24 protein-coding genes and 2 tRNA genes are annotated in these 25,145 nt (G+C 65.8%); 15 read left to right on the forward strand and 11 right to left on the reverse strand.

From position 1 onward, the window contains the following. Together A3840_RS11515 and A3840_RS11520 are read right to left on the reverse strand one after the other, a co-directional pair. Positions 1-765 (reverse strand): inositol monophosphatase family protein (locus A3840_RS11515; RefSeq protein WP_067456596.1); only part of this gene is annotated, 765 nt, incomplete at its 3' end. Positions 766-1,088: 323 nt separating this feature from the next. After that, the gene (locus tag A3840_RS11520; RefSeq protein WP_245676603.1) at positions 1,089-1,985 is read right to left on the reverse strand and encodes an N-formylglutamate amidohydrolase; all 897 of its coding nucleotides are present in this window, start codon (positions 1,983-1,985) and stop codon (positions 1,089-1,091) included. Positions 1,986-2,194: 209 nt separating this feature from the next. On the opposite strand from A3840_RS11520, the gene cpdR reads away from it, so the two are divergent. From cpdR to A3840_RS11545, 5 genes are all read left to right on the forward strand, one after another. Continuing rightward, the gene (gene cpdR / locus A3840_RS11525; protein WP_035086991.1) at positions 2,195-2,554 is read left to right on the forward strand and encodes a cell cycle two-component system response regulator CpdR; all 360 of its coding nucleotides are present in this window, start codon (positions 2,195-2,197) and stop codon (positions 2,552-2,554) included. Between the two features lie 146 nt (positions 2,555-2,700). Further along, positions 2,701-2,775: transfer RNA gene (locus A3840_RS11530), tRNA-Val, on the forward strand. 25 nt (positions 2,776-2,800) lie between these two features. Beyond that, a tRNA-Val gene (locus tag A3840_RS11535) sits at positions 2,801-2,875 on the forward strand. A gap of 272 nt (positions 2,876-3,147) precedes the next feature. Further along, positions 3,148-3,363: a cold-shock protein gene (locus A3840_RS11540; protein ID WP_067456599.1), complete on the forward strand. Its 216-nt coding sequence runs from the start codon at positions 3,148-3,150 to the stop codon at positions 3,361-3,363. 96 nt (positions 3,364-3,459) lie between these two features. Next, positions 3,460-3,645, forward strand: a complete 186-nt coding sequence (locus A3840_RS11545) for a hypothetical protein (protein ID WP_067456601.1) — start codon at positions 3,460-3,462, stop codon at positions 3,643-3,645. 4 nt (positions 3,646-3,649) lie between these two features. Here A3840_RS11545 and A3840_RS11550 read toward each other — a convergent pair whose 3' ends face one another. Beyond that, positions 3,650-4,264: a pyridoxamine 5'-phosphate oxidase family protein gene (locus A3840_RS11550; protein WP_067456604.1), complete on the reverse strand. Its 615-nt coding sequence runs from the start codon at positions 4,262-4,264 to the stop codon at positions 3,650-3,652. A gap of 147 nt (positions 4,265-4,411) precedes the next feature. Here A3840_RS11550 and msrB point away from each other — a divergent pair, with 147 nt between their 5' ends. Continuing rightward, entirely contained in the window at positions 4,412-4,816 is a 405-nt protein-coding gene (gene msrB, locus A3840_RS11555) for a peptide-methionine (R)-S-oxide reductase MsrB (protein WP_067456607.1), read from the forward strand. Positions 4,817-4,990: 174 nt separating this feature from the next. Here the strand turns inward: msrB and hrpB are convergent, their stop codons facing one another. After that, complete coding sequence (gene hrpB, locus A3840_RS11560; RefSeq protein ID WP_067456724.1) at positions 4,991-7,435, reverse strand: ATP-dependent helicase HrpB; 2,445 nt, start codon at positions 7,433-7,435, stop codon at positions 4,991-4,993. A gap of 95 nt (positions 7,436-7,530) precedes the next feature. Here hrpB and A3840_RS11565 point away from each other — a divergent pair, with 95 nt between their 5' ends. Continuing rightward, positions 7,531-8,418, forward strand: coding sequence for a DUF72 domain-containing protein (locus tag A3840_RS11565; RefSeq protein ID WP_067456610.1), 888 nt, complete (start codon positions 7,531-7,533; stop codon positions 8,416-8,418). Positions 8,419-8,508: 90 nt separating this feature from the next. Beyond that, positions 8,509-9,375, forward strand: a complete 867-nt coding sequence (locus A3840_RS11570; protein ID WP_067456613.1) for an aldose 1-epimerase family protein — start codon at positions 8,509-8,511, stop codon at positions 9,373-9,375. A gap of 3 nt (positions 9,376-9,378) precedes the next feature. Here the strand turns inward: A3840_RS11570 and A3840_RS11575 are convergent, their stop codons facing one another. Together A3840_RS11575 and A3840_RS11580 are read right to left on the reverse strand one after the other, a co-directional pair. Further along, positions 9,379-10,902, reverse strand: a complete 1,524-nt coding sequence (locus tag A3840_RS11575) for an AAA family ATPase (RefSeq protein WP_067456616.1) — start codon at positions 10,900-10,902, stop codon at positions 9,379-9,381. A gap of 129 nt (positions 10,903-11,031) precedes the next feature. After that, positions 11,032-11,655 (reverse strand): class I SAM-dependent methyltransferase, encoded by a 624-nt coding sequence (locus tag A3840_RS11580; protein ID WP_067456619.1) that lies wholly within the window; start codon positions 11,653-11,655, stop codon positions 11,032-11,034. Between the two features lie 96 nt (positions 11,656-11,751). Here A3840_RS11580 and A3840_RS11585 point away from each other — a divergent pair, with 96 nt between their 5' ends. Beyond that, the gene (locus tag A3840_RS11585) at positions 11,752-12,648 is read left to right on the forward strand and encodes a LysR family transcriptional regulator (RefSeq protein ID WP_067456621.1); all 897 of its coding nucleotides are present in this window, start codon (positions 11,752-11,754) and stop codon (positions 12,646-12,648) included. Positions 12,649-12,788: 140 nt separating this feature from the next. On the opposite strand, the gene A3840_RS11590 is transcribed toward A3840_RS11585, so the two are convergent. Both A3840_RS11590 and A3840_RS11595 read right to left on the reverse strand, forming a co-directional pair. Then, positions 12,789-15,335 carry an ABC transporter permease gene (locus tag A3840_RS11590; protein WP_067456624.1) on the reverse strand — a complete coding sequence of 849 codons (2,547 nt, stop codon included), beginning with the start codon at positions 15,333-15,335 and terminating at the stop codon, positions 12,789-12,791. Continuing rightward, on the reverse strand, positions 15,335-16,036 hold the full coding sequence (locus A3840_RS11595) for an ABC transporter ATP-binding protein (RefSeq protein ID WP_067456628.1): 702 nt from the start codon (positions 16,034-16,036) through the stop codon (positions 15,335-15,337). The genes A3840_RS11590 and A3840_RS11595 overlap by 1 nt, the downstream gene beginning before the upstream one ends. A 268-nt stretch (positions 16,037-16,304) precedes the next feature. Between A3840_RS11595 and A3840_RS11600 the strand changes: the two genes are divergently transcribed. Together A3840_RS11600 and A3840_RS11605 are read left to right on the forward strand one after the other, a co-directional pair. Further along, a complete protein-coding gene (locus tag A3840_RS11600) occupies positions 16,305-16,820 on the forward strand; it encodes a hypothetical protein (RefSeq protein WP_067456630.1) in 516 nt (171 codons plus the stop codon). A gap of 8 nt (positions 16,821-16,828) precedes the next feature. Continuing rightward, the gene (locus A3840_RS11605; RefSeq protein ID WP_067456633.1) at positions 16,829-17,224 is read left to right on the forward strand and encodes a GFA family protein; all 396 of its coding nucleotides are present in this window, start codon (positions 16,829-16,831) and stop codon (positions 17,222-17,224) included. A gap of 173 nt (positions 17,225-17,397) precedes the next feature. Here the strand turns inward: A3840_RS11605 and A3840_RS11610 are convergent, their stop codons facing one another. After that, positions 17,398-18,678 (reverse strand): Gfo/Idh/MocA family protein, encoded by a 1,281-nt coding sequence (locus tag A3840_RS11610; protein WP_067456636.1) that lies wholly within the window; start codon positions 18,676-18,678, stop codon positions 17,398-17,400. A 218-nt stretch (positions 18,679-18,896) separates the two neighbouring features. On the opposite strand from A3840_RS11610, the gene A3840_RS11615 reads away from it, so the two are divergent. Beyond that, positions 18,897-19,574, forward strand: a complete 678-nt coding sequence (locus A3840_RS11615) for a GntR family transcriptional regulator (protein WP_067456639.1) — start codon at positions 18,897-18,899, stop codon at positions 19,572-19,574. 88 nt (positions 19,575-19,662) lie between these two features. Further along, positions 19,663-20,637, forward strand: coding sequence for an aldo/keto reductase (locus tag A3840_RS11620; RefSeq protein WP_067456641.1), 975 nt, complete (start codon positions 19,663-19,665; stop codon positions 20,635-20,637). A gap of 9 nt (positions 20,638-20,646) precedes the next feature. Here the strand turns inward: A3840_RS11620 and A3840_RS11625 are convergent, their stop codons facing one another. Further along, positions 20,647-20,970 carry a BrnA antitoxin family protein gene (locus A3840_RS11625; protein WP_205633374.1) on the reverse strand — a complete coding sequence of 108 codons (324 nt, stop codon included), beginning with the start codon at positions 20,968-20,970 and terminating at the stop codon, positions 20,647-20,649. Beyond that, positions 20,906-21,208 carry a BrnT family toxin gene (locus tag A3840_RS11630; RefSeq protein ID WP_067456647.1) on the reverse strand — a complete coding sequence of 101 codons (303 nt, stop codon included), beginning with the start codon at positions 21,206-21,208 and terminating at the stop codon, positions 20,906-20,908. The genes A3840_RS11625 and A3840_RS11630 overlap by 65 nt, the downstream gene beginning before the upstream one ends. Before the next feature lie 217 nt (positions 21,209-21,425). On the opposite strand from A3840_RS11630, the gene A3840_RS11635 reads away from it, so the two are divergent. Both A3840_RS11635 and A3840_RS11640 read left to right on the forward strand, forming a co-directional pair. Further along, complete coding sequence (locus A3840_RS11635; protein ID WP_067456650.1) at positions 21,426-24,332, forward strand: insulinase family protein; 2,907 nt, start codon at positions 21,426-21,428, stop codon at positions 24,330-24,332. 154 nt (positions 24,333-24,486) lie between these two features. After that, a complete protein-coding gene (locus tag A3840_RS11640) occupies positions 24,487-25,089 on the forward strand; it encodes an exopolysaccharide biosynthesis protein (protein ID WP_067456653.1) in 603 nt (200 codons plus the stop codon). The last annotated feature ends 56 nt before the right edge of the window (positions 25,090-25,145 follow it).

Below are 25,145 nucleotides of genomic sequence, written 5' to 3' on the forward strand. Positions count from 1 at the left end.
CCTTGCCAGCAGGGCCGGGCTGGCGGCCGCGACGACATTGCCGCCGCCGGTGGGTTCGGAGCCGTCCCAGCAGGCGATGGCGCCGCCGGCCTCGCGGATGATCGGCACCAGGGCGGCGATGTCGTAGGTGTTGAGATAGGGCTCGATGACCAGGTCGGCATGGCCGGCGGCGAGCAGGGCATAGCCGTAGCAGTCCATGCCGAAGCGCTGCAGGCGGGTATGGGCCTCGATGGCCTCCCACTTGCCCCAATGCTCGCCCTTGAACAGGTTGGGCGTGGTGGTGAAGACGCGGGCCTCGGCCAGGTCGGTCAGGCCGCTGGCGCGATTGGCCTGGCTGGCGGCGCCGCGCCGATAGGTGGAGCGGCCCGGCACGGCCAGGTAGTCCTCGCCGATAAAGGGCTGGCTCATCAGGCCGGCCACGGCCACGCCATCCACGGCGAAGCCGATCAGCGTGCCCCAGACCGGGGCGCCGGAAATGAAGGCGCGGGTGCCGTCGACCGGGTCGATGATCCAGCTATAGCGGCTCTCGCCGGTCCGGCCCCATTCCTCCCCGATAATGGCGTGATCGGGGAAAGCGGTGCTGATCAGCGCGCGGATCGCCGATTCGGCGCCCTTGTCGGCTTCGGTGACCGGGTCGAAGCCGGCATCGAGCTTGTTGTCGATGACCAGAGGGGTGCGAAAGAGCCGGAGCGTCTGTTCCGCGGCGGCCCGGCCGGCGGCCAGAAGCAGGTTTTCCACAGCGGCAAAGTCAATTTCGGCGGTCATGAGTGCGGATATTCCCGGTTTTCGGTGCAAAGCTTTGCGTTCAAAGGCAATTATAGTGTGCTGGCGCGAAGTTGAAGCCTGCGAAGAGCCTTCTGCATTGGTAATAATCCCAATCCTGCTGAATCCTTTTTGCAACAAAGATCATCGATCCGCAGGCGCGGGGTGACTTGTTGCTTGTGAGATCGGGCAAATCGGTTCATCCCAGAAGGGCATGGTGAGCAGCCGGACTTGCGGCGAAGGCTCCGCGCTCCGGCCAGCATCGTTCCTCCCTTGACTGGGGCCGTCTTTGGGGACGGCCCTCTTTTTACGCTCCGTTGCTGGTTCTATTCGGCGGCTTCGCGATCGATGACGGCGCCATGGCCGGCCAGGGCCACGAGGTCGATGCCAATCAGCGTCAGGATCAGCCGCTCGATCAGCGCCTTGATGGCGTCGAAGCCGGCATTTTTCTCCAGCGTGGCCTCGTTCATGTAGAGATGCCGGCTGATCTCGATCTGCAGGGCATGCACGCCATGCTGGGGGCGGCCATAGGTGCGGGTGCAGAAGCCGCCCGCATAGGGCCGGTTGCGCGCCACCCGCAGGCCGGCGGCGGTGAAGACGGTTTCCACCAGATCGACCAGCGGGCCGGCGCAGGTGGTTCCATAGCGGTCGCCCAGCACGATATCGGGCGTGGCGCGCTCGCCATGCCGGCCGATCCGCGGCATGGAATGACAATCGATCAGCACGGCCAGGCCGAAGCTGGCCAGGGATTCGCCCAGCAATTTCTGCAAGGCGGCGTGATAGGGGTGATAGATACCCTCGATGCGCATGCGCGCATCATCGAGGGTCAGGCGCTCGCGATAGATGGGCTTGTTCTCGGCCACGACGCGAGCCAGCGTGCCCAGGCCCGCCGCCACGCGTGGCGAGGTGGTGTTGAACCGATCCGAGAGCGGCTCGGCGAACATGGTGGGATCGAGCTCCCAGGGCTCGCGATTGACATCGAGATAGGCGCGGGGGAAATGCGCCCGCAGCAGCGGCGCGCCCAGATGCGGCGCCCGGGCGAACAGATCGTCGACAAAGGCATCTTCCGACTGGCGGATCGAAAGGTGGTCGAGCCGCGTCATCTCCAGGAAGCGGGCGGGATAGACCCGCCCGGAATGCGGCGAGTTGAACAAGACCGGTGCCAGGACGCGCCGTGGCCTGATCGTCTCGAACGCCGGTTGATCCCAATAGTCGGACCGCACGTCCTCTCCCCCGATGGGCGGCCAAAGGCCGCTGGTGATTTGCCTGACAGGCAATGTGAAGCGGCGCGGCGCGCTTGTCCAGTTGCCCGCATGGCGCAGCGACCGGGAAAAGCATGGCATTGTGAATGCCAAAGGTTGCGAAAGCGCGCGAGTGGCATAATCATCCGGGCAGAAACGACTCACCGCCGGAACCGGCCCAAGGGGTATTGATGAAGCGAATTCTGCTCGCTGAAGACGACAATGACATGCGCCAGTTCCTGACGCGGGCGCTCAAGAATGCCGGTTATGAAGTGGTGTCGTTCGACAATGGGCTTTCCGCCTATGAACGGCTGCGCGAGGAGCCGTTCTCGCTGCTGCTGAGCGATATCGTGATGCCGGAAATGGACGGGATCGAGCTGGCCCGGCGGGCCACCGAACTGGATCCCGACCTCAAGGTCATGTTCATCACCGGCTTTGCCGCCGTGGCGCTCAACCCCGACAGCGACGCGCCCAAGGATGCCTCGGTGCTGTCCAAGCCCTTCCATCTCAAGGACCTGGTGTCCGAGGTCGAGCGGCTGCTGGCCGCCTAGGGCGCAGTAATCCACAGGAGCGGGGGCGCCAATGGCGCCGTTGCAGCGAATTTGCGCGGCATGGCGCGAAGCCTCTTGACCCGCCCCAAGGATTTGTGGTCTATCCGCGCCACCGGAAACGCCAAGCGGTTCCGTCCCGGAGAGATGGGCGTGTAGCTCAGCGGGAGAGCACTACGTTGACATCGTAGGGGTCACAAGTTCGATCCTTGTCACGCCCACCATCTCTCTTCCCTGCCCTAGAGCAGCGGGTGCGTAGCTCAGCGGGAGAGCACTGCCTTCACACGGCAGGGGTCACAGGTTCAATCCCTGTCGCACCCACCATTTCCGGAATTTCTGGCACTTGTCATGGTCCTTGCCGGTTCGGGCCAGGGCCCGGAACGCGGGGCACGCGGTTTCTGTCGGCAATGGCCTTGTTCCGGACATGAAATGCTGTCACTATGCCGGCATACGTTTTCAGCCTAAGTCGGCTGCCTGCCGGTCATTTCCGGTCCTTGGCTCACTGATCTACTTTGCGAACGTTTTGCAGGCCCTCTTGCATGTTGCGGAGGGAAACCGCTCGTTTCGCTTCGGCTCCGAGCTTTAAGGATAGAAAAATGGCCACCATCAACGGCACCGTCAAGTTCTTCAACACCACCAAGGGTTTCGGTTTCATCACCCCCGACAATGGTGGCAAGGACCATTTCGTGCACATTTCGGCCGTGCAGCGCTCGGGCGTCGACGGCCTCTACGAGAACGACAAGGTCACCTACGAGGTCGAGACCGGTCGTGACGGCCGCGAGTCGGCGATCAATCTCGTGCTGAACAAGTAAAATCCGGCCCAAAGCCGCGTATTTGGAAGGCCGCCCATCGGGCGGCCTTTTTCGTGGGCAATGGCCTTGGCCCGGTCGCTCTGATAGGCTTGCGCGATGAAACCGGGAATTACCGCGCTGGAACGCGCGTTCGCTCTGGCCAGAAGCGGCAAATACGCCACCTTGACCGATCTCAAATCGGCCGTGAGCAAGGAAGGTTACCTTGCGGACCAATTGGAGGGCCGCATGCTGGCCCGCCAATTGCGCGAAATCCTCAAGGCGCACAGGCCCGCAAAGCCTTGAGCCCTCACCACATGGTCGCCTTGGCCCGTTCCGGCCAGGCCTTGTCATAGCTTTCGCCGCCCACGGCGTTTTCGGTCATGGCGGCGAGAATTTCGCCGGGGCTGGGCAGGGTGGCCGGATCGACATGGCGGGCCGGGTTCCACAATTCAGACCGGATAATGGCGCGGGCGCACTGGAAATAGAGCTCGTCGATGGCGAGCACGATGACCGAACGGGGCGGCTTCTCATCGACGGCGAAGCTTTCCAGCAGATCGGGATCGATCGAGAGATGGGCGCGGCCATTGACGCGCATGGTGGTGCCCGAGCCGGGGATGAGGAAGAGGAAGGCGCAGCGCGGATCGCGCACGATATTGCGCAGGCTGTCGATGCGGTTATTGCCGCGCCGGTCGGGCATCATCAGGGTCTTGTCGTCATGGACGCGCACGAAGCCGGGCTTGTCGCCGCGCGGCGAGCAATCCACGCCTTCGGGGCCCACCGTCGCGAGAGCCGCGAAGGGGCTGGCCTCGATCAGGCGCCGATAATGCGGGGTCATGACATGGGCGACCTTGACCGTGGAGGCGGCCACCGGGGCGGGCAGGTAAAGGGCTTCGAGCTGGTCGATGGAGGTGATCGTGGTCATGGTGCCTGCGTTTTGATGGCGTCGCGCTGGGAATGGAACGCAAGTAAGCCTATATCTGGGATCAATGACAGCTGGACATAGGTCTGGTGGCGCATTTCGAACCGGAAAAGCGGCCCGACCTTTCCCACCGCCCAGAGGAGACTTGCCATGGATGCCCATGCCTATCCCGTGACCCGCAGCGAAGCCGAATGGCGCAAGAAGCTGACGCCGGAACAATTCCAGGTGATGCGCGAGCACGGCACCGAACGGCCCGGAAGCTGCGCGCTGCTGCATGAAAAGCGCCAGGGCACCTTTTCCTGCGCCGGTTGCGACACGCCGCTTTTCGCCTCGACGCTGAAATTCGAAAGCGGCACCGGCTGGCCCAGCTTCAACGATCCCATTCCCGGCTCGGTGGAAACGGAAACCGACCATTCCTATGGCATGGTGCGCACCGAGGTGCATTGCGCCACCTGCGGCAGCCATCTCGGCCATGTCTTCCCCGACGGGCCGCCCCCGACCGGATTGCGATATTGCATCAATGGCGTGGCGCTGAATTTCGCGCCGAATGCATGAAACGGGCCCCGGACGAAAGTCCGGGGCTTTTTTCTTCCGCCCGGGGAGAAGGTGGCGCGTAGCGCCGGATGAGCGGGACATTTCAGCGCGCGTGGCACCTTCCCCCTCACCGACTCGGCTTCGCCGAGGCACCTCTCCCCGAGGGGGAGAGGAACAAGAGGCTTCTTGCCTGCCTTACGTTCCGCGTGGCTTCGCCCTGTTGGTGGCGCTGGCGGCGATGGGGTCGTCGGGCCAGGGATGGCGGGGATAGCGGCCCTTGAGGTCCTTGGCGACATCCTTCCAGCTTCCGCGCCAGAAGCCGGGCAGGTCGCGCGTGGTCTGGATGGGCCGGTGTGCCGGCGACAGCAGCACCAGCAGCAGCGGCACCCGGCCATTGGCGATGGCGGGGTGGCGGTCGAGGCCGAACAATTCCTGCACGCGGATTTCGAGCGCCGGGCCGTTTTCGGCGGCATAGTCGATGGGGAGATGACTGCCCGAGGGCGCGTGGAAATGGCTGGGGAGCAGGGTGTCGATCTGCTGCCGCTTCGCCCAGGGCAGCAACGTGTCCAGCGCCATGCCAAGGTGGTTGGCGTCGATATCGGCAAGCCGGGTTTCCCCGACCAGATGCGGGGCCAGCCAGGACGGATCGGCGGCGAGGGCGGCGTCCGAGAGATCGGGCCAGTCGGCGCCGAGGCTCTGGTGGAGGAAGCTGGAACGAGCGCGCAGGGCCTTCTGCTCCTTGGACCAGGGCAGCAGTTCCGGGCGTTTCAGGGCGGCTTCGGCAAGGAGCGCGGCGGCCTTTTCAAAATCGGTGACAGGGGCGGTGTCGTCGGCCAGGCGCAGGGCATCGAGGCGGCGCTGGCGGCGGGCGCGCACGGTATTGGTCTTAGGGTCGAAGGCCAGGCTGGTTTCGGCACTGATATGGCCGGCAAAGAGGGCTTCCAGGTCGGGTAGGTCCAGGGAAGCGGCGGCGCGGATGCGGCCCTGGCCGGCGCTGCCGGTGAGATCGGCGACCACGATATAGGGCGCGCCGGCCAGGGCATGGGTTTCATCGAGCTGGGCCTGGCGCCCGTTGGCGAGGCGGAAGCGGCCACGCGGACCGGCCGATTGGGCGACACGATCGGGGAAGGCGCGGGCCAGGTGGTGGCCGGGTGACAGGAATGTCTCGGCTTTGCCGCCGGCGGCGTGGACCCAGCGGCGCGCCAGCGCGCGGGCATCTTCGGCGCGTCTCGATCGGTCGAGACGGAAACGCTCGAGGCGGCGGCCAAGATCGATATCGTCGCCACCCAGGCCGCGTTCGCCGATGAGCACGGCCAGTTCGGCGGCGCTTTGGGCATCGCCATCCTCGGCTCCGGCCAGGATCATATGGGCCAGGCGCGGATGGAGCGGCAGGCGGGCCAGGGCCTTGCCGGCAGCGGTGAGGCCGCCATGGACATCGAGGGCGTCGAGCCGGGTGAGCAAGGCCCTGGCCTCGGCCCAGGCGGGGGCAGGCGGAGGATCGAGAAAGGCCAGGGTCGTTGGATCGCTGACGCCCCAGGCGGCCAGATCGAGCATCAGGCCGGAGAGATCGGCGGCGAGGATTTCCGGTGTTTCGAAAGCGGCGAGGGCGGCGGTCTGACCCTGGTTCCAGAGGCGGATGCAGATGCCGGGTGCGGTGCGGCCAGCGCGGCCGCGGCGCTGGTCGGCGCCGGCCCGGGAGACGCGGGTGGTGGCCAGGGTGGTGAGCCCGGTGGCCGGTTCATAGACCGGAACGCGGCGGAAGCCGCTGTCGATAACGATCCGAATACCTTCGATGGTGAGCGAGGTTTCGGCAATGGAGGTCGCCAGGACGACCTTCCTTCGGCCTTCCGGAGCCGGCTGAATGGCGCGGTCCTGTTCGGCAGGGCTCAATTGGCCATAAAGCGGGGCGAGATCGACATGGGCGGGCAGGCGGGTGGCGAGGCGCTCGGCGGTACGGGTGATCTCGCCCTGGCCGGGCAGGAAGACCAGGGCCGAGCCGTCGTGTTCGCGCAGGGCCTGCAGCGTGGCGGCGGCGACCTGGTCCTCGAGGCGCTGCAGGGGATCGGGCTCGGCGTAAAAGGTTTCGACCGGGAAAGTGCGGCCGGGGGAATCGATGACGGGCGCGCCCTCGAGCAATGCAGCGACGCGGGCGCCGTCGATGGTGGCGGACATGACCAGGATGCACAGATCGGGCCGGAGCGCTCGCGCGTCGAGCGCCAGGGCGAGGCCGAGATCGGCATCGAGGCTGCGCTCGTGGAATTCGTCGAACAGCACGGCGGCAATGCCGCTCAGTTCGGGATCGCCGAGGATCATGCGGGTGAAGACGCCTTCGGTGACGACCTCAATGCGGGTTCGGGAAGAGACCCTGGCTTCCATGCGGACGCGATAGCCGACGGTCTCGCCGACATCCTCGCCGAGCAGCCGGGCCATCTGCCGGGCGGCGGCGCGGGCGGCGAGGCGGCGGGGTTCGAGCACGATGATGCGGCCGTCGTTGCGCCAGGGCGCATCCAGCAGAGCGAGGGGCACGCGCGTGGTCTTGCCGGCGCCCGGCTGGGCGACCAGCACGGCGGCATTACCCTTGGCCAGGGCATCGGCCAGCGCGGGCAGAACGGCATCGATGGGCAGGGCGGGCCAGGACATGAGCGGGAGATAGCGGCAGGTGGGGCCGCGGAGCAAGCGGAATGCGCCGGGATCGCAGCCGGCAACGCCGATGGCGTGGCGGCGTTATCGGCAGCATGAGCAAGGCCAAAGCCAGCACAGGCGAGGTAAGGATTGGGGTTTCCGGCTGGACCTATGCGCCCTGGCGCGGCAATTTCTATCCCGAGGGACTGCCGCAGAAGCGGGAGTTGAGCTTTGCCGCCGGCCAGTTCAACGCGCTCGAAATCAACGGGACCTTTTACGGCATGCAGACGCCGAAGGCGTTTCGCCGCTGGGCCGAGGCGGTGCCGGAGGGGTTCGTCTTTGCCGTCAAGGGCTCGCGCTACCTGACCCATATGCTGCGGCTGAAGGCGCCGGAAAGGCCGCTGGCCAATTTCTTCGCCTCCGGTCCGCTGGTGCTGGGGGAGAAGCTCGGGCCCATCCTATGGCAGTTTCCGGCGCGGTTCCGGTTCGATGCGGAGCGGATCGAGCAATTCCTGGCCCTGCTGCCGCAGGATAGCGCGGCGGCGGCGCGGCTGGCGCATCGGCACGACCAACGCCTGCGGGCGCCCGCCGATTATGGCGATGGGGCGAAGCGGAAAATCCGCCATGCCATGGAAATCCGGCATGAGAGCTTTCGCGACCCCGATTTCATCGCCCTGCTGCGCCGCTACAATGTGGCGCTGGTCTGTGCCGACAGCGTGGATTGGCCGCTCCTGATGGATGTCACGGCGGACTTCGTCTATTGCCGGCTGCATGGCTCGGCGGAGCTTTATAAATCCCGCTATTCGGATCCACAGCTCGAAGCCTGGGCGGAACGGGTGCGCCATTGGTCCCGCGGCGCCGCGACGGACGGGAATTTCATCTGCGACCCGGTGGCGGATGGCCGGAAACGCGATGTCTTCGTGTTCTTCGACAATACCGACAAGCTGATGGCGCCCGGGGATGCCAGGGGGCTGATGCGGCGCCTGGGCGTCCACTGGTGAGGACTTGTTCAGCACAGCCGTACGCGTGGGTTCTCCCCGGCCCGGGAAGCGGCTAGGGTGCGATGCCTACACAAACGCCCGGAGAGGCGCATGCAGCTTACCCGCATTGCCAATGCCGAAATCACCGTCGATGTCGCCGCCCTGGGCGCGGAGATGCAATCGATCCAGACCCGGGACGGCCGCCATTGGATGTGGCATGGCGATGCGGCGTTCTGGACCGGGCGCTCCCCGGTGCTGTTCCCGATCGTGGGGCGGGCGCCGAACGATAGTGTGAGCGTCAACGGCCATCGCTACCAGATGAGCCAGCACGGCTTTGCCCGGCGCAGCAATTTCGCGCTCGTGGTCGAGGAAAGCGATCGCTGCGTCTATCGGCTGGAGGCGTCCGAAGCGAGCCGGGCCATGTATCCATTCGATTTCCGGCTCGATATCGAGCACAGGCTGGATGGGCGTTCGGTCATCGTTACGGCCGAAGTCACCAATCTGGGCCGGGCCGTGATGCCCTATGGCATCGGCTTTCATCCCGCCTTTGCCTGGCCGTTGCCGGGCGCGGGGGCCGCGCCGCATATGGTGGTGCTCGACAATGGCGCGGCGCCGGCGCTGCATCGGCTTTCGGGCGGTCTGGTCAATCCCGAAAAGCTGGCCTCGCCGTTCCGGAATGGCGCCCTGGTGCTGGATCACAATCTCTTTGCCGCTGATGCCATGGTCTTTCCCGAAGGCGCCGGCGCGGGGCTGCGCTATGGTCCGGAGGACGGGCCGGGCATAAGGTTCACCTGGGAAAACCTGCCCAACCTGGCGCTGTGGACCAAGCCGGGCGCCGGGTTCATCTGTCTCGAACCCTGGCACGGCACGGCGGCGGAAGTGGGCGGCTCGGACGACCTGGCCGAGCGGCCCTATGCCGAATTGCTGGGGCCGGGCGCGTGCGGGCGCTATAGTTTCCGGGCTGAGCTCGAGGGCTGAAGTTTACTCCGCCGCGCCGCGCTCGTCGGCCAGGGCATCGGGGCCGTTGGGGTCGCCGGGCGCGGTCTCGACACCGAGATCGGGGAAGGCGGCGATGCGCGCTCCACGGAAATCGGTGCGCAGGATGATGAGGCCCCGCTCCTCGAACCAGGTCAGCAAACGCCTGGCGCGGCTGGCTGAATGCGTGCCGTAAAGCCGGGCGAGCGTGGCGTCGGAGGGGCAGGGCGCACCGGTCAGGGCCGCCTGGGCGATGACGAGGAAGACGCCCTGCACGTCGTCGGTCAGGGTTTCGGAGAGCGAGAGCGCATGCTGCCAGCCGTCCGACGCGGCGATCTCGTCGTCGGGCGCGACCCGGGCCACGGCCAGGAGGCGCTTGAAGGCTGGCAGGGCCGGGGGCTCGCCGGGCACGCGGCGGATGCGGCAGCGGACGAGGAAATCCTGATAGAGCACGGCATGGGTGCGGAAACCGGCATCAGGATCGCTGAGCAGTTCGGCCATGACCGCCTTGATCTGGGCTTCGCGTTCGGCCTCGTCGATCTCGGGGAAGAGCGACACCGCCTCCTCCGGCGCTTCGGCGCGCGCCTTGGCCCGGGCCTCGGCGACCTGCGCCAGAAGCTCGTTGGTCGAAGGTGGCGGCGGGGGCGGCGGGCGCCGGGTGATCGGGCGGCTAAGCTCTTCCGGCTCCATGGTAAAAATCAGGTCCGCCGCGTCGGCAGGCGCCTCGGGCAGCGGGGTCAGCTTGGGGCTGGTGGAGCGGGCCGAGGTTTCAACCGGGCCGATGGTGATGGGCAGGGGGCGGCGGGAGACGGCGGGACCGAGGGCGACGAAATGGCCACGGGCCAGGTCGCGGAACTGCTCGGCCTGGCGGCGGTCCATGCCCAGAAGGTCGGCGGCGCGGGCCATGTCGATATCGAGAAAAGTACGGCCCATCAGGAAGTTGGACGCTTCGGCGGCAACGTTTTTCGCCAGCTTGGCGAGGCGCTGGGTGGCGATGACGCCGGCCAGGCCTCGCTTGCGGCCGCGGCACATGAGGTTGGTCATGGCGCCGAGGGATAATTTGCGTGCTTCGTCAGAGACTTCGCCGGCCGCGGCGGGGGCGAAGAGCTGGGCTTCGTCGACAACGACGAGCACGGGATACCAATAATCGCGGTCGGCGTCGAAGAGGCCGCCGAGGAAGGCGGCGGCGGCGCGCATCTGCTGCTCGACATCGAGGCCTTCGAGGTTGAGCACGACCGAGACGCGGTGCTGGCGCACGCGGGCGGCGATGCGGGTCAGTTCGTTCTCGGTGCGGGCGGCATCGACGACGAGATGCCCGTAACGGTCTGCCAGCGTTACGAAATCTCCTTCCGGATCGATGACGCATTGCTGCACCCATTGCGCCGATTGCTCCAGGAGCCGGCGCAGGAGATGGGATTTACCGGAGCCGGAATTGCCCTGCACCAGGAGGCGGGTGGCCAGCAATTCCTCGAGGTCCATGTGGGCGGCGCCGGTGCCCCGGCTTTCTCCCATGTCTATGGCGACCTGCATTGCTTCTCCAGCGGGACGCGTTCACATCCGGGCCGGAAAACGAACGCACGAGTACGACTTTGCTAACAGACTGTTAGCACGAAGCGGCACCGATTCGTGAAATCGGTGACGATTTCGTTCACAGGCCGATCAGGCCGGCTTGCGCGCGATGATGAACACCGCCGCCCTGGGCCCGGGCCGCCAATCGTGCTCGATGACAAAGCCGGCATCGGTGAGGGCGTCGCGCAATTGGGGATGGCTCATGACGTCGAGCGGAGGCATGAGGCCGAGCAGGCGGCCGAGGGGCGCGACGTAGCCGAGCAGCTTCATGCTGTCGCCCAGGCAGGCAGTGCTGGAGACGAACAGGCCGCCGGGCCGCAGCATGTCGAAGACCTTGGCAATGACGGCCTGCTTGTCCTCGAGCAGGTGCAGGACCGAGAGGGCCAGGACCATGTCGTAGCTGGCCGGTGCGACGGACATGGTGGCGATATCGCCCTGTTCGAAGGTGACATTGGCGATGCCGGCCTCGGCGGCGCGCTGGCGGGCGATGTCGAGCATGCGGGCGGAAAAGTCGATGGCGTGGATGTGCCGGACATGGGGCGCATGGGCCAGGGCGGTGCCGCCGGTGCCGCAGCCGAATTCGAACAGTTCCATATCGGGCGTGAACCAGGCCCGGGTGCGCGCCAGCTTGGTTTGGTAGGCGTCGACATCGGCAATGGGCTGGGCCGCATATCTGGCGGCCATCCGATCCCAGAAAGCGCTCAATTCGGCCATGGCGAAATCCCTCATGCCTGGAAGATGCAAGCAGTCTAGCGACGCGGGGTTCGAAACGAAATTGCAGAAATTGGCAGAAGGTTTATACGTTTTTGCATGAACAAGCCCCATGATATTCCGGACTGGAACCAGATGCGCGCCCTGCTCGCGACGGTGCAGGCCGGCTCGCTGTCGGGTGCGGCCAAGCGGCTGGGGCTGACGCAGCCGACGCTGGGGCGGCAGGTCGCGGCGCTGGAGGCGAGCCTGGGCGTCACCATTTTCGAGCGGGTGGGAAGGGGCCTGGTGCTGACCGAGGCCGGGGCGCAATTGGTGGCGCATCTGCGGGATATGGGCGAGGCGGCCGAGAAGGTGGCGATGGCCGCGGCCGGACAATCGCAATCGATCGACGGCGTGGTGCGGGTGACCGTTTCCGATGTCTATGCCGCCCATGTGCTGCCGCCGCTGTTGACGCAATTGCGGGCGCGCGCGCCGGGCCTGGTGGTGGAGGTGGCCGCGGTCAATTCGATCAGTGACCTGATCCGGCGCGAGGCCGATATCGCCATCCGCCATGTGCGGCCCGACCAGGACGGCCTGATCGCGCGGCGCTGTGCCGACAGCGCCGCCTATATCTACGGGGCGCCGGCCTATTTCGAACGCGAAGGGCGGCCGAACAGCGCGGCCGATTTCGCCCGGGCCGTGTTCGTGGGCGCCTTCGAGGGCAATGATATCTTCATCGCCGAACTGAACCGGCGCGGCGTGCCCGTGGGGCCGGCTAATTTTCCCTGGGCCACCCAGAGCGGGGTCACAGGCTGGGAATGGGTGCGGCAGGGCTTGTGCCTGGGGGCGATGGTGGACGTGGTGGCGCGGCGTACACCGGGCGTCGAAGTGGCGCTGCCGAGCCTGGAGCCGATCCCGGTCTCGACCTGGCTGGTGACGCATCGGGAATTGCGGACCAGCGCGCGGATCCGGCTGGTCTTCGACGTGCTGGCGGAGGCGCTGTCGCGGCGGGGATAGGGCGTTTCACCTTGCTTGCGGGCGGTCGGGCTGAAGGGGGTAGAGCCCTCGGGTCAAGCCCGAGGGTGACGAGCGGTGGGGTGATAGGGTGACGACTGGTGGGGTGAGAGGGTGACGATTGGTGGGGTGGTGGGGCCAGTCTAGAGATCGCGCAATAATCTGGCCGGGCGGGCCGAGGCGGCGCGCAGGATGGTCATGGCGCCGAGCAGGGCGGTGATGATTATGGCGGTGGCGATGACCACGGCGATGACATCGGGCCGATAGGTGAATTCCACCTCCAGCATCAGCATGGAGACCAGGCGCCCGACGCCCAGGCCGATGACCAGGGCGGGCACGGCCGCCAGTACCGCCAGGAACCCATATTGCAGGCAGGCGGTGGCGATGAGCTCGAAGCGGGTGGCGCCGAGCACCTTGGTGATGATGGTGTCGGCCTCGCGCTGGCGGCGGCCGGTGGACAGCGAGCCGACGAGCACGAGCAGGCCATTGCCCACGGCGAGCCCGCCCACCAGGGTGGCGGCGAAGGAGAGCTGCCCCAGGGCATCGGTGACCTGCTTGAGGGTGTCGCCCACGGAGATGAAGCGGATATCGGGCAGTTCGCTGGCGAGCAGGCGCGTGACGTTTTCCTCCTGGCCCGGCGCGGCGGTGACGGCGGCGAAGAGCGTGGTGGGATAGGCGTCGAGCACGCCGGGGGAGAAGGTGGCCAGGAAGTCGATGCCGCCCTGCCAGGAATAGTCGCGGAAGCTGGCAATGGTGACCGTGACCGCTTCCCCGAAAATCGAGAAGGTGAGGGTGTCGCCGAGATCGACGCCCAGGCCGTTGCGCAGGCTCTGGTGCAGGCTGACCAGGCCCGGGCCGGCATAATCGGGCGGCCACCATTCGCCCGCGGTGACGCGCGAGGAGGTGGGCAGATGGTTGCGGAAGGTCAGCGGCACGTCGCCGGAGAGGAGGAAAGTGGCTTCCGGACCTCTTGTGCGCAAACTGGCGGCGGGCGTGCCGGCGACATCGACCAGCGAGCCGCGCAGCATGGGGGTGGAGACGAAGCGCGTCATGCCATTGCCGGCGGCGGCCAGAATTTCGAGGTCTTCCACCTCGTCGGGGAAGAGGTCGGAGCCGACCAGGGTGGGAGCGTCGAAGGCGGAGGCACCCAGGAATTCCTGCTGCAGATTGGCCTGCATGACCAGGACGACGATAAGCATGGCCAGGGCCATGCCGGCCGACACCACGATGGCGGCGGCATTCTGGCCGGCCACAGAGATATTGCGCAGGGCATGGCGGAGGATGCGCGGGCCGGCCTCGGGCAGGCGCGCGAGCAGAGCCTGAACCAATCTGATGAACAATTGGAAGAGGAGCGCGGCGAGGGCGCTGGCGAGGCCGAAGGCGGCGACCAGGGCGGCATCGCCGGTCATCAGCCAGGCGAGGAGGAAGAAGGCGGCAATGGCGGCGATGAGCGGCAGGACCTGCCAGGAGAAGAGCAGGTCTTTCCAATCGACCGGCGGGGCATCGAGGCCGCGGGCGCGGAAGAGCAGGACCGGGCGGATGGCCTGGGCCTGTTGCAGCGGCAGATAGGCGAAGGCGAAGGCGGTTACGAGGCCCGTGCCGGCCGCGATGAGCAGGGGCTGCACATGAATGGCCGGCGCCAGCGCGATGCCGACCGCCGAACCGATGGAGGGCAGGATGAGAAAGGCCACCGCGCCGCCCGCGGTCACGCCGATGGCCACGCCGACCAGGGCGAGGGCCGCCACCTGGGCGAAGAAATGGGCGAAGACCCGGCCGCGCCCGGCGCCGATGGAGCGCATGACGGCGATGACGCCGGAGCGTTCGGCGATATAGGCGCGCATGCCGGTCCAGACGGACACGCCGCCAATGAGCAGCGAGCCCAGGCCGACAATGACCAGGAAGCGCATGAACAGATCGTAATAGCGCGCCATCTGGCCGAGCCCGTCGCGGGCCGAGCGGATGGTCCAGCCGCCTTCGCCGAAGCGGGCAATGGCGGCGGCAAGGCCGGCTTCGATATCGGGATCGGCGAGATCGATCTTGTAGCGATACCAGGTGCCCAGGCCCGGCAGGGGCGAGGAGCGGTCGCTGACCACGCCGAAACCGTCGCTGGTGATGAGCACCGGCAGGCCGAGGCGGAAGCCGCGCACCGGCGCATCGGGCAATTGGCCCAGAGTGCCGCGCACGGAAAATTCGGTGCCGCCGAGCCCGATGCTGTCGCCCACGCCGATGCCCAATTGATCGAGCATGACGGCATCGACCAGGGCGCCCGGCAGGTCGTCCACTTCGGCGAGGAAGGTGGTGACGTTGGCGCCTTCCGGCAGGTGCGGGCTGTTGACGGCGCCGAACAGGGGATAGCCGGGGCCCACGGCGCTGACATCGGCAAAGGCTTCGGCGGAGAAGCTGTCGGCGCGCAGATTGGTGTCGATGACGCCGACGACGGCGCCGAGCGCCTGCATGTCGGCAAGTTCCTCGGCACTAGCCAGGCGGTCGGCGCGGGACAGCTCGATATCGCCGCCCATGATCTCGGCGGCACCGCTCTCGATGGCGCGGGTGATGCTGGCGCCGACCGAATTGACGCCGGCAATGAGGGCGGTGCCCACGGCCAGGCAGGTGACCAGAAGCAGGAAGCGGCGCAGGTCGCCGCGCATGTCGAGAAGGCCGATGCGGATGGCGGGCCAGAGCTTGGGCATCAGCGTGCCACCGGATTTTCGGTCAGTTCGCCCTGGGTCATGGTGTAGACGCGGTCGGCCTTGGCGGCGAGGGCTGGATCGTGGGTGATCATGACGACGGCGGTCTTCTGCCGGCGCGCCAGATCGAACATCAGGTCGACGACGACGGCGCCGGTCTTCTGGTCGAGATTGCCGGTGGGTTCGTCGGCCAGGAGCAGCGGCGGATTGGCGACGGAGGCGCGGGCGAGGCCGACGCGCTGCTGCTCGCCACCGGAGAGGGCGGAGGGACGATGGTCGAGCCGGCCCTCGAGCCCGACAGCGGCGAGGGCGGCAGCGGCCTTGTCGCGAATCTGCGCCATGGAGAGGCCGGGCTCGGCGATTTCGAGCGCCAGGCCGACATTGTCCAAGGCGGTGAGCGAGGGAATGAGGTGGAAGCTCTGGAAGACGATGCCCAGGGTGTGGCGGCGGAAGCGGGCCAGCTCGTCCTCGTTCATGGCGCCCAGATCGCGCCCATTGACCATGACCTGACCGCCACTGGCCTTTTCCAGGCCGGCCAGGAGCATGAGCAGCGAGGTCTTGCCGCTGCCCGAGGGGCCGACAATGGCCACCACTTCGGCAGGCGCGACGCGCAGGCTGACCTTGCGCAGGATGTGGAGCGGGCGCCCCGCGATATCGAGCGTGTAATCGACATCGCGCGCATCGATGATGGCTTTGTCGGTCATGGCGTCCCCCCTCGGTTCCGGCCGCGCCAAGCCGGAGAATCAGCGCGGCGCGCCCCATCTTTTGGCCCGCTTCGGCCGGATGCGGGAAGGGCTTTTATTGTGACGGAGCGGCGGTTGTATCGGCCCAAGTCCGGCGCGCATAATGTTTTTTGCCAATGAGAGGGGGCAATTCGTAACAAAGAAGTCAACGGCGCCAATTTCCCACTGGCCTAGTGCAAACTCTGCTGGCAGAGATTGGGGATTACGCGTGCCGAGAGGGGATCTGAGCGTGAAGATATGGTTGCGGGCCTTGTTTGCCGTTCTGGCCTTGCAGGGCATGGTGATGGCGCCGGTGAAGGCGCAGGGGGAATTGGCGCTGCTCGAATCCTATATCGGGGACTGGCGGGGCGACAGCGCGCTGGTGGGGCGCGACCGGAACGAGCCGTTCCGCTGCCGGCTGGGCGTGGCCAAGGGCAATCTGGGCCGGATCAATTATACCGGCCGCTGCACGCTGGTGAACGCGACCCTGTCGATCAGCGGCACCATCGCCTTCAACGAGCAGACCAGGCGCTACGAGGCGGCCATGAGCTCCAATGCCGGCTATACGGGCCTGGCCGTGGGGCAGAAGAATGGCGAGCGGATCAGCTTCGACCTGCGCGAGCAGCAGAAGGACCGGGCCGGCAGCGACGTGCGCATCGGCGCCCGCATCCTGCTGGTGGGCAATAGCAGCATCACGGTGGATTTCGAGGTGGAATTCAACAATTCCGGCGAAGTGCTGAAGGCCTCGGTGCCGTTCAGCCGATAGGGGCGGGAATGCATAAGGGGGCGTGCCTTTGCGGCGCGGTAGGGTTCGTGGTGCAGGGCGATCTGCCCGAGGCCTCGGCCTGCCATTGCAGCACATGCCGCAAGACCAGCGGCTCGCACGAAATGGGCGTCGATATCGACAAATCGGCGCTGGAGATTTCCGGGTCAGAGCATGTGACCTGGTATTTTTCGTCAGAGACGGTACGGCGCGGTTTCTGCTCGATCTGCGGGTCGCCGATGTTCTTCGATCCGCCGGGGGCGGACTGGATCGGGCTGCATCTGGGATCGTTCGACGGGCCGACCGGCACGCGGGTCGCCAAGCATATCTTCGTGGCCGACAAGGGCGATTATTACGAGATCTGCGACGGGGCGCCGCAATATGAGAGCGTGCCGGGGGCGGATTAGCGACGGCGCAGCGTGCCGGCACTTCTGCGTCGTTGCCGGGCTTGTCCCGGCAATCCACGCGATATCGTGATATCCCATGGACCACCGGGACAAGCCCGGTGGTGACGAAGGAGGGGATGGTTTTCAGGACGATCGACGGGGGCTCATTCCGAATACGCTCGGATGTCTGTGCCCTAAAGCCGGACCAGGCCTTTCACGTCCACCGGCAGGCCGGTCTCGAAGCTCTTGTTGGCGGCGATGCCGGTGAGGATGGAGAGGGCGCCGTCGCGGTGATTGGCGCCGTAGCCGGGGCGCGGGGTCGCGTTGCCGAAGATTTCCTCGAGCATGATCTTGTCGCCGCCGCCATGGCCGCCTTCGCCGTGCTTGACCGGGACCACGCGCGGCTCGCCATGCAGCGGGAAGTGGTAGAGTTTCACGCCCTTGGCGGCGCCTTCGGTCTCCGAGCCGGCGCCGGCATTGATGTAGGAATTCTCGTGCACGGTGAGTTCGAGCCGGCCGCCGGTGCCGTTGATGGCGACGTTGAAGCCTTCCCAGGGGGCATAGGCATAGAGCGAATAGGTCATCACCGCCTTGTTGGCATAGCGGACCATGACGCTCATCGTGTCCTCGATGGAAATGCCGTCGCCGAAGACGTTCTGGTCGCGCTGGTAGCCGTCTTCCTTTTCGGCGTCCCAGTAGAGGCCCTTCTGGACCGGGGTGGAGGTGAGGTCGATGGCGAAGGGGTCGTTCTTCGCCGCCTCGACGCCGGTGGTGCGGGTATAGGGGGTGAAGACGCCGCGTTCCTCGGCATTGGCGCGGCCATAGAATTTGAGGTCGCCCATGGCGAAGACGGTGTCGGGCCTGGTGCCGAGCCAGAAATTGACCAGGTCGAAATGGTGGGTGGACTTGTGGACCATGAGGCCGCCGGAATTGCGCTTGTCGCGGTGCCAGCGGCGGAAGTAGTCGGCGCCGTGGCGGGTATCGAGCAGCCATTCGAAATGAACGGACGTGACCTTGCCGATGGCGCCTTCGGCGATCAGCTCACGCAGGGCCGAATTGTGCGGGGCATAGCGATAATTGAAGGTGACGCGGACATTGCGGCCGGTGCGCTCGACGGCGTCTAGAATGGCCTGGCACTTTTCCGGATCGGTGGTCATCGGCTTTTCGGTGATGACGTCGCAACCGGCTTCGAGCGCGGCGATGATATAGTGGTGGTGGGTGCGGTCGATGGAGGTGACGATGATCGTCGAGGGCTTGTGCTCGGCAATCATGCGGGGGAAATCGGCGGCTTTATAGGTGGGCAGGGCGGTGCCGCCCAATTCCTCGACGATGACCTTGTTGGTGAAATCCATGCGCACCTGATTGGTGTCGCACAGGGCGACCAGCCGCGATTGGTCCTTGTGCGGGCCCAGAATGGCCTCGTAGAACATGCGCGCACGACCTCCGGTCCCCACCAGCGCGTAGGTCTTGGTCATTCAGTTCCTCCGGTATTGTCAGACTAAGATCGGCCCAGGGGGCTCGGTTCCGGTATCTACCATACAAGATTGCGGAAGGGCAGATTTTCTTTCTACAATCGGCGGCGTGTCCGGCCTGGCAATGTCGCGTTGCGGCGGGCAGAATCCTGTGGACGCGCGCAAGCGAGGGGAAGCCAGGACCCGGTGGGGATTCCATGGTCGGACGAGAGGAATCAGTCATGGCCGTCACGGCGCCGGAAGCAAACGAAGAGACCATGGCGATGCGCGTCGTCGCGGCGCTGCGCGACGAGATCGTCACCATGGCGCTGAAGCCCGGCGACGTGATTTCGGAAAGCGACATTGCCGGCCGCTATGGCGTGTCGCGCCAGCCGGTGCGGGAGGCTTTCATCCGGCTGGCCCAGCAGGGGCTGCTGCTGATCCGGCCCAAGCGCGCCACCGTGGTCAAGAAAATCTCGCCCGACGGGGTGCGGCAGAGCCGGTTCATCCGCGAAAGCATCGAGGTGGAAATCATCCGCCGCGTCGCCGGCCAGCCGGGACCGGATGCGGCCGGGGTGCTGGACGGGCTGATCGCCGACCAGGAGGCAGCCTCCGCCGCCAATGACAGTCGGCGCTTCCATATCCTGGACGAATTGTTCCACCGCACATTGGCGCGGCTGGCAGGCGTCGAATATGCCTGGCAATTGATCGACGACCACAAGATGCAGCTCGACCGGGTCCGCTATCTGACGCTGGGCGTCTCGTCGAGCCAGCGGGCGATCGCCGAGCACAAGGAAATCGCCGCGGCGGTGGGCCGGGCCGATCCGGCATCGGCCGAGGCGGCGATGCGCGCGCACCTGGCCCGGGCCGAAGTGCTGCTCAACCAGACGATCAGCGATTTTCCCGATTATTTCGAATAGGCGGCCGGCCGGCGGCGGTCCTGCCCTTGTCCTCGTGCGGGCGGGCCCATAGGTTGCGCCCGAGAACGATTGCGACCGGGAGGCAGGGATGAAGACGCGGCGGCTGGGCAAGACCGGATATGCGGTGAGCGAGATCGGGTTGGGCTGCTGGCAACTCGGCGGCGATTTCGGGCCCTTGGGCGACGAGACGGCGGAGGCCATTCTCACCCATGCCGCGAACGCCGGCATCACCTTCTGGGACAGCGCCGATGTCTATGGCGGCGGGCTGAGCGAAAGCCGGATCGGGGCGCATGTCCGGGGCCCCGACATCACGGTCGCCACCAAGGTGGGGCGCGGGGCGGGCCTGTTTCCCAACAAATATACCAAGCAGGGCCTGCGCGAGAGCCTCATGGGTTCGGCCAGGCGGCTGGGCGTGACCAGGCTGGACCTGGCGCAATTGCATTGCGTGCCCACCGAAGTGCTGCGCGACGGGGCCATTTTCGGCTGGATGGACGAGTTGCAGGCCGAGGGGCTGGTGCGCCATTGGGGCGCGAGCGTGGAGACCATCGAGGAGGGACTGCTCTGCCTCGAACAGCCCGGCTGCGCCACGCTGCAGATCATCTTCAACCTGTTCCGGCAGGATGCCGCCGAGCAATTGCTGCCCCGGGCGGCGGAACAGGATGTGGGCATCATCGTGCGCCTGCCGCTGGCCAGCGGTCTATTGAGCGGCAAGTTCGACAAAAATACCCGGTTCGAGGCGGGCGACCACCGCAATTACAATCGCGACGGCGCTGCCTTTTCGGTGGGCGAGACCTTTTCGGGCATCCCCTTCGAGCGCGGCGTGGAACTGGTGCAGGAGCTGCGGGGTCTGTCGCCCGAGGGCATGCCGATGAGCCAGTTCGCCCTGCGCTGGATCCTCGACCATCCGCAGGTATCGACGGTGATCGCGGGGGTCAGCAAGCCCGAGCAGATCGCCGACAACGTGGCCGCCAGCGAGCGCAAAAGCCTGTTCCCCGCGCTGATGATGCAGCTGGGCGAATGGTATCGGAGCGAAGTGAAGCCGGAAATCCGCGGCGGGGTTTAGTTTCGCGGATCAGCCAGCCTTGCGGGCGGGCTTCGGATCGGACGTCTGGGTGGACGCTTCCTTAGCCCTCTGGGCCTTCACATAAGCCTTGAGGACGTCCTGCATGCGGGTGATGTGGCCCTTACCCTGGCGTTTAAAGAAGAAGAAGACGTCGGCGTCCAGCTTCAGATGAACGGACGTCTTTCCCTGAGGGTCGATCAGAACGGCGTTCTCCCAAAAACTGTCGGGGAGGTCGGGGCCCTCGGGCGCGTCAGGATTGTGGTAGAGCTCACCCCTGTCCTTCATCGCCCTGATCTCTGCGAGCGTAGCCCGCTTGATATTTTCTTCGGTCATGTCGGCCTCCTTGCCAGGCAGAGATCAGCCTCGTTCGCTCACCGCGTCGGGCATGGATGAGGACATAGCAAACGTCATCCACCATGCCGGTGGACCTGAAACGCACCTCCCCATAGTCGAAGCGGTCGTCCAATTCTGTAAAAACCCAGCTTTCAAAGATGAGCAAAGCGTCGAGCAGGTCGACATCATGCTTCTCGATGTTCGAAAGCCGTTTTGCCTCGTCCCACTCGAATTCCATCCGATGGCTCCGGTTGCTTTTGTCCTTGCATCCGCTTTGTCCGATAAGTCGGGAGAGCCAAGTAAGTCAGGAAAGCCAGATAAGTTAGGTATCAAGCGTCGATGCGCAATCTTTGTGTACACGAAAAGTGTACACTTTGTCAATCCATCCGTCTCCTCTAGCGATCCGGGCCGTCCGCACCTAGGTTAGGGCACCCAAGACCAAGAAGAGTAGCCTCATGTCTCATCCTGCCTTCGAGCTCGTCCGTGACGAGACAATCGCCGAGATCAATTCGCAAGCGAGGCTCTATCGGCACAGGAAGACGGGGGCGGAGGTGCTCAGCCTCGTCAATGACGACGAGAACAAGGTATTCGGCATCACCTTCAAGACGCCGCCCGAGGATTCGACCGGGATCGCGCATATCCTCGAACATTCGGTGCTGTGCGGGAGCCGGAAATATCCGGTCAAGAAGCCGTTCGTGGAGCTGCTGAAAGGCTCCATGCACACCTTCCTCAATGCCATGACCTTTCCGGACAAGACCGCCTATCCGGTGGCCAGCCAGAATCTCAAGGACTTTTATAACCTTGTGGATGTGTATCTGGATGCGGTGTTGTTCCCCCTGATTTCCGAGGACACGTTCGAGCAGGAAGGCTGGCATTACGAGCTCGAAAGCCTCGATGCGCCGCTGGTCTACAAGGGCGTTGTGTTCAACGAGATGAAGGGAGTCTATTCCTCGCCCGATTCGGTGATGCACACGCTGAGCCAGAACGCGCTCTATCCCGACATCACCTATGGCAAGAGCTCGGGGGGCGATCCCAAGGTCATCCCGGAGCTGACCTATGAGCAGTTCAAGCGCTTCCACCAGACCTATTATCATCCCTCCAATGCGCGGGTGGTGTTTGCCGGCGACGATGCGCCGGACAAGCGGCTCGAGATTCTCGACGGCTATTTCAGCCAGTTCGAGAGAAATGCGGTGGATGCCGAGGTGAAATTGCAGCCGCGCTGGAACGCGCCGCGGCAGGTTTCGGGCACCTATGCCGGCACGATCGACGATGAAAAGCGGCGCGACGGCATGGTCAGCGTCAACTGGATGCTGGACCCGCCGGAAAACCGCGACGAAATGCTGAGCCATGGCATGCTGAGCTATCTGCTGGCGGGCAATCCGGCGGCGCCGCTGCGCAAGAAGCTGACCGAGAGCGGGCTGGGCGAAGGCATGATCGGGGGCGGGATCGCCTCCCATCTCCGCCAGCCCATGGGAAGTTTCGGGCTCAAGGGCGCCGATCCGGCCGATGCGGGAAAAATCGAAAATCTGGTGCTGGACGGGCTGGCCGAGATCGCGGAAACGGGGTTCTCGGCCGAGCAGATCGAGGCGGCGATCAATACCTTCGAGTTCAACCTGCGCGAGCAGAATACCGGCGCCTATCCGCGCGGCATGAGCTATATGTTCAACGCGCTGGGCACCTGGTTGCATGGCGGGGACCCGCTGGCGCCGCTGCGCTTCGAGACGGCGCTTGCCGCGCTCAAGGACAAGGCGGGGCAGGGGCATTTCGAAAAGGAAATCCGCCGGCTCTTCCTCGACAATCCGCATCGGGTGACGGCGACGCTCGAGGCCGATCCGGAGCAGGGCGCGCGCGAGGCCAAGGCGGAGGCGGACAAGCTCGCCCATGTGCGGGCGGAGCTGAGCGAGGCCGACCGGCGGGCCGTGCTGGAGCGGACCGAGCGGCTCAAGGCGTTGCAGGAAAGCGTCGACAAGCCGGAAGACCTGGCGAAAATCCCGACGCTGACCCTGGCCGATCTCGACCGCGATATCCGCACAGTTCCGACCGAGGAAAGCCGGGTGGGCGGGGTGCGGACGCTCTATCACGACCTGCCGACGCTGGGCATTCTCTATCTCGATGTCGGGTTCGACCTGCATGTGCTGGACAAGGACCTGCTGCCCTATCTGCCGCTGTTCGGCCGTGCGCTGTTGCAGACCGGCACGGGCAAGGAAGATTTCGTGTCGCTGACGCAGAGGATCGGGCGGACGACAGGCGGCATCGCCCAGCACCGGGCGCTGGCGACACGTCAGGACGGCACGGGCACGGCGGCCTGGTTCTTCCTGTCCGGCAAGGCGGTGCCCGACAGGTTCGGCGACATGCTGGGCATTTTCAACGATGTGCTGCTCGATGCGCGTTTGGACAATCGCGAGCGGTTCCGGCAGATGGCGCTGGAGGAAAAGGCCGGGTTCGAGGCGCGGCTGGTGCCCAGCGGCAATGCCATTGTCGATACGCGCATCAAGGCCGGGCTGACCGAGGCGGGCTGGATCGCCGAACAGATGAGCGGGGTCTCCTATGGCCTGTTCCTCAAGGACCTGGTCAAGCGGATCGACAGCGATTGGGAGGGCGTCGAGGCCACGCTGCGCAGAATTCGTGACCGGTTGTTCAATCGCGGGCGCATGGTGATCAATCTCACCGCCGATGGCGCCTTGTGGCCAAGGGCGCGCGGCGAGCTGGCCGGCTTTGCCGGCGGGTTGCCGGATGCGGCGCATGCCGATGCCGATTGGCGCCATGACTTCGCGCCGAAGAACGAGGGCCTAGTGATCCCGGCCCAGGTCAATTATGTCGGCAAGGGCGCCAATCTCAAGGCGCTCGGCTTCGCGCTGAGCGCGGCCTCGGCGGTGGCTTTGCGGCTGCTCAACACCACCTATCTCTGGGACAAGGTGCGGGTGCAGGGCGGGGCCTATGGCGGATCGAGCCGGTTCGACCTCAGCTCGGGCAATTTCGCCTTTCTCTCCTATCGCGATCCCAATCTGCTCAAGACGCTCGACGCCTATGACGGCGCCGCCAAGGCCCTGCGCGCCGAAATCGGGGAAACGGACCTGGTGCGCTCGGTGATCGGGGTGGTGGGCGACCTCGACCGGCCCGAATTCGTCGATGCCAAGGGCTATTCGGCCATGTGGCGGATCTTGAACGGCACGACGGACAAGTTGCGCCAGCAGCGGCGCGACGAAATCCTGGGCACCAGCCGCGCCGATTTCCTGGCGCTGGCCGAGGCGATCGAGGCCGTGGCGGCAGAAGGCCATGTCGTGGTGCTGGGCGGGGAAGCGGCGACCAACGCGGCGAACGAGCAGCGGCCGGGCCTGTTGGCGGTGAGCAAGGCGGTTTGAGCGGAGACATGGATTGCCCGGACGAGCCGGGCAATGACGAGCCTTAAAATCCAGACACTCGTCATCGCCGGGCTTGTCCCGGCGATCCATTTTTGGCGGACTGGAACGCTGGTGTTCTAGCAGCGTTTCGAATGCCGAAAGGACGCATCCACACATGACAGGAAGCCAGGAAGGCGCGCTGGGCCGGCTCGTGCGCAAGGTCGAGGAGCGCGCGGCGGCCGGCGAGGATGTGTCGATCGGGCTGATCCAGCGCATTGCCGGACAGCGCGCGGCCGGGCCGATGCTGCTGCTGCCGGCGCTGATCGTGGTGTCGCCGCTGAGCATCGTTCCGGGCCTGCCGACATTGGTGGGGCTCAATACGATATTGGTGGCGGGGCAGATCGCGCTGGGGCGCGAGCAGGTCTGGCTGCCCAAATGGCTGACCGAGCGCTGCATTTCGGCCAGGCATGCGCAGAAATTGCTGAAATTCCTGCGGCCGGTGAGCCGGATGGCCGACGGCATGGTCCGGCGCCGGGCGCGGTTCATGACCGGCACGGTGATGCGTCGGATCGGCGCGGTCGTGTGCGTGCTGGTGGGCGCGATCATGCCGCTGCTGGAATTCGTGCCCTTCACCTCGACCTGGGCGGCGAGCATCATCGCGGTCTATGCCCTGGCGATCACGGCGCGCGACGGCCTGCTGGCCATGGCCTGGACCGGATTGGTGGGCGGCGCGCTGGCGCTGGGCTGGATGCTGCTCAAAGTGTGGGGCCTGGGGTGAGGATCGTTTTCGCCTGAGTTTTGCGCGATGTTTCCTCCCATCGTCATTGCCGGGAC

Origin of the sequence: Devosia elaeis (assembly GCF_001650025.1) — a bacterium.
GTDB classification, from domain to species: Bacteria; Pseudomonadota; Alphaproteobacteria; order Rhizobiales; family Devosiaceae; genus Devosia; species Devosia elaeis.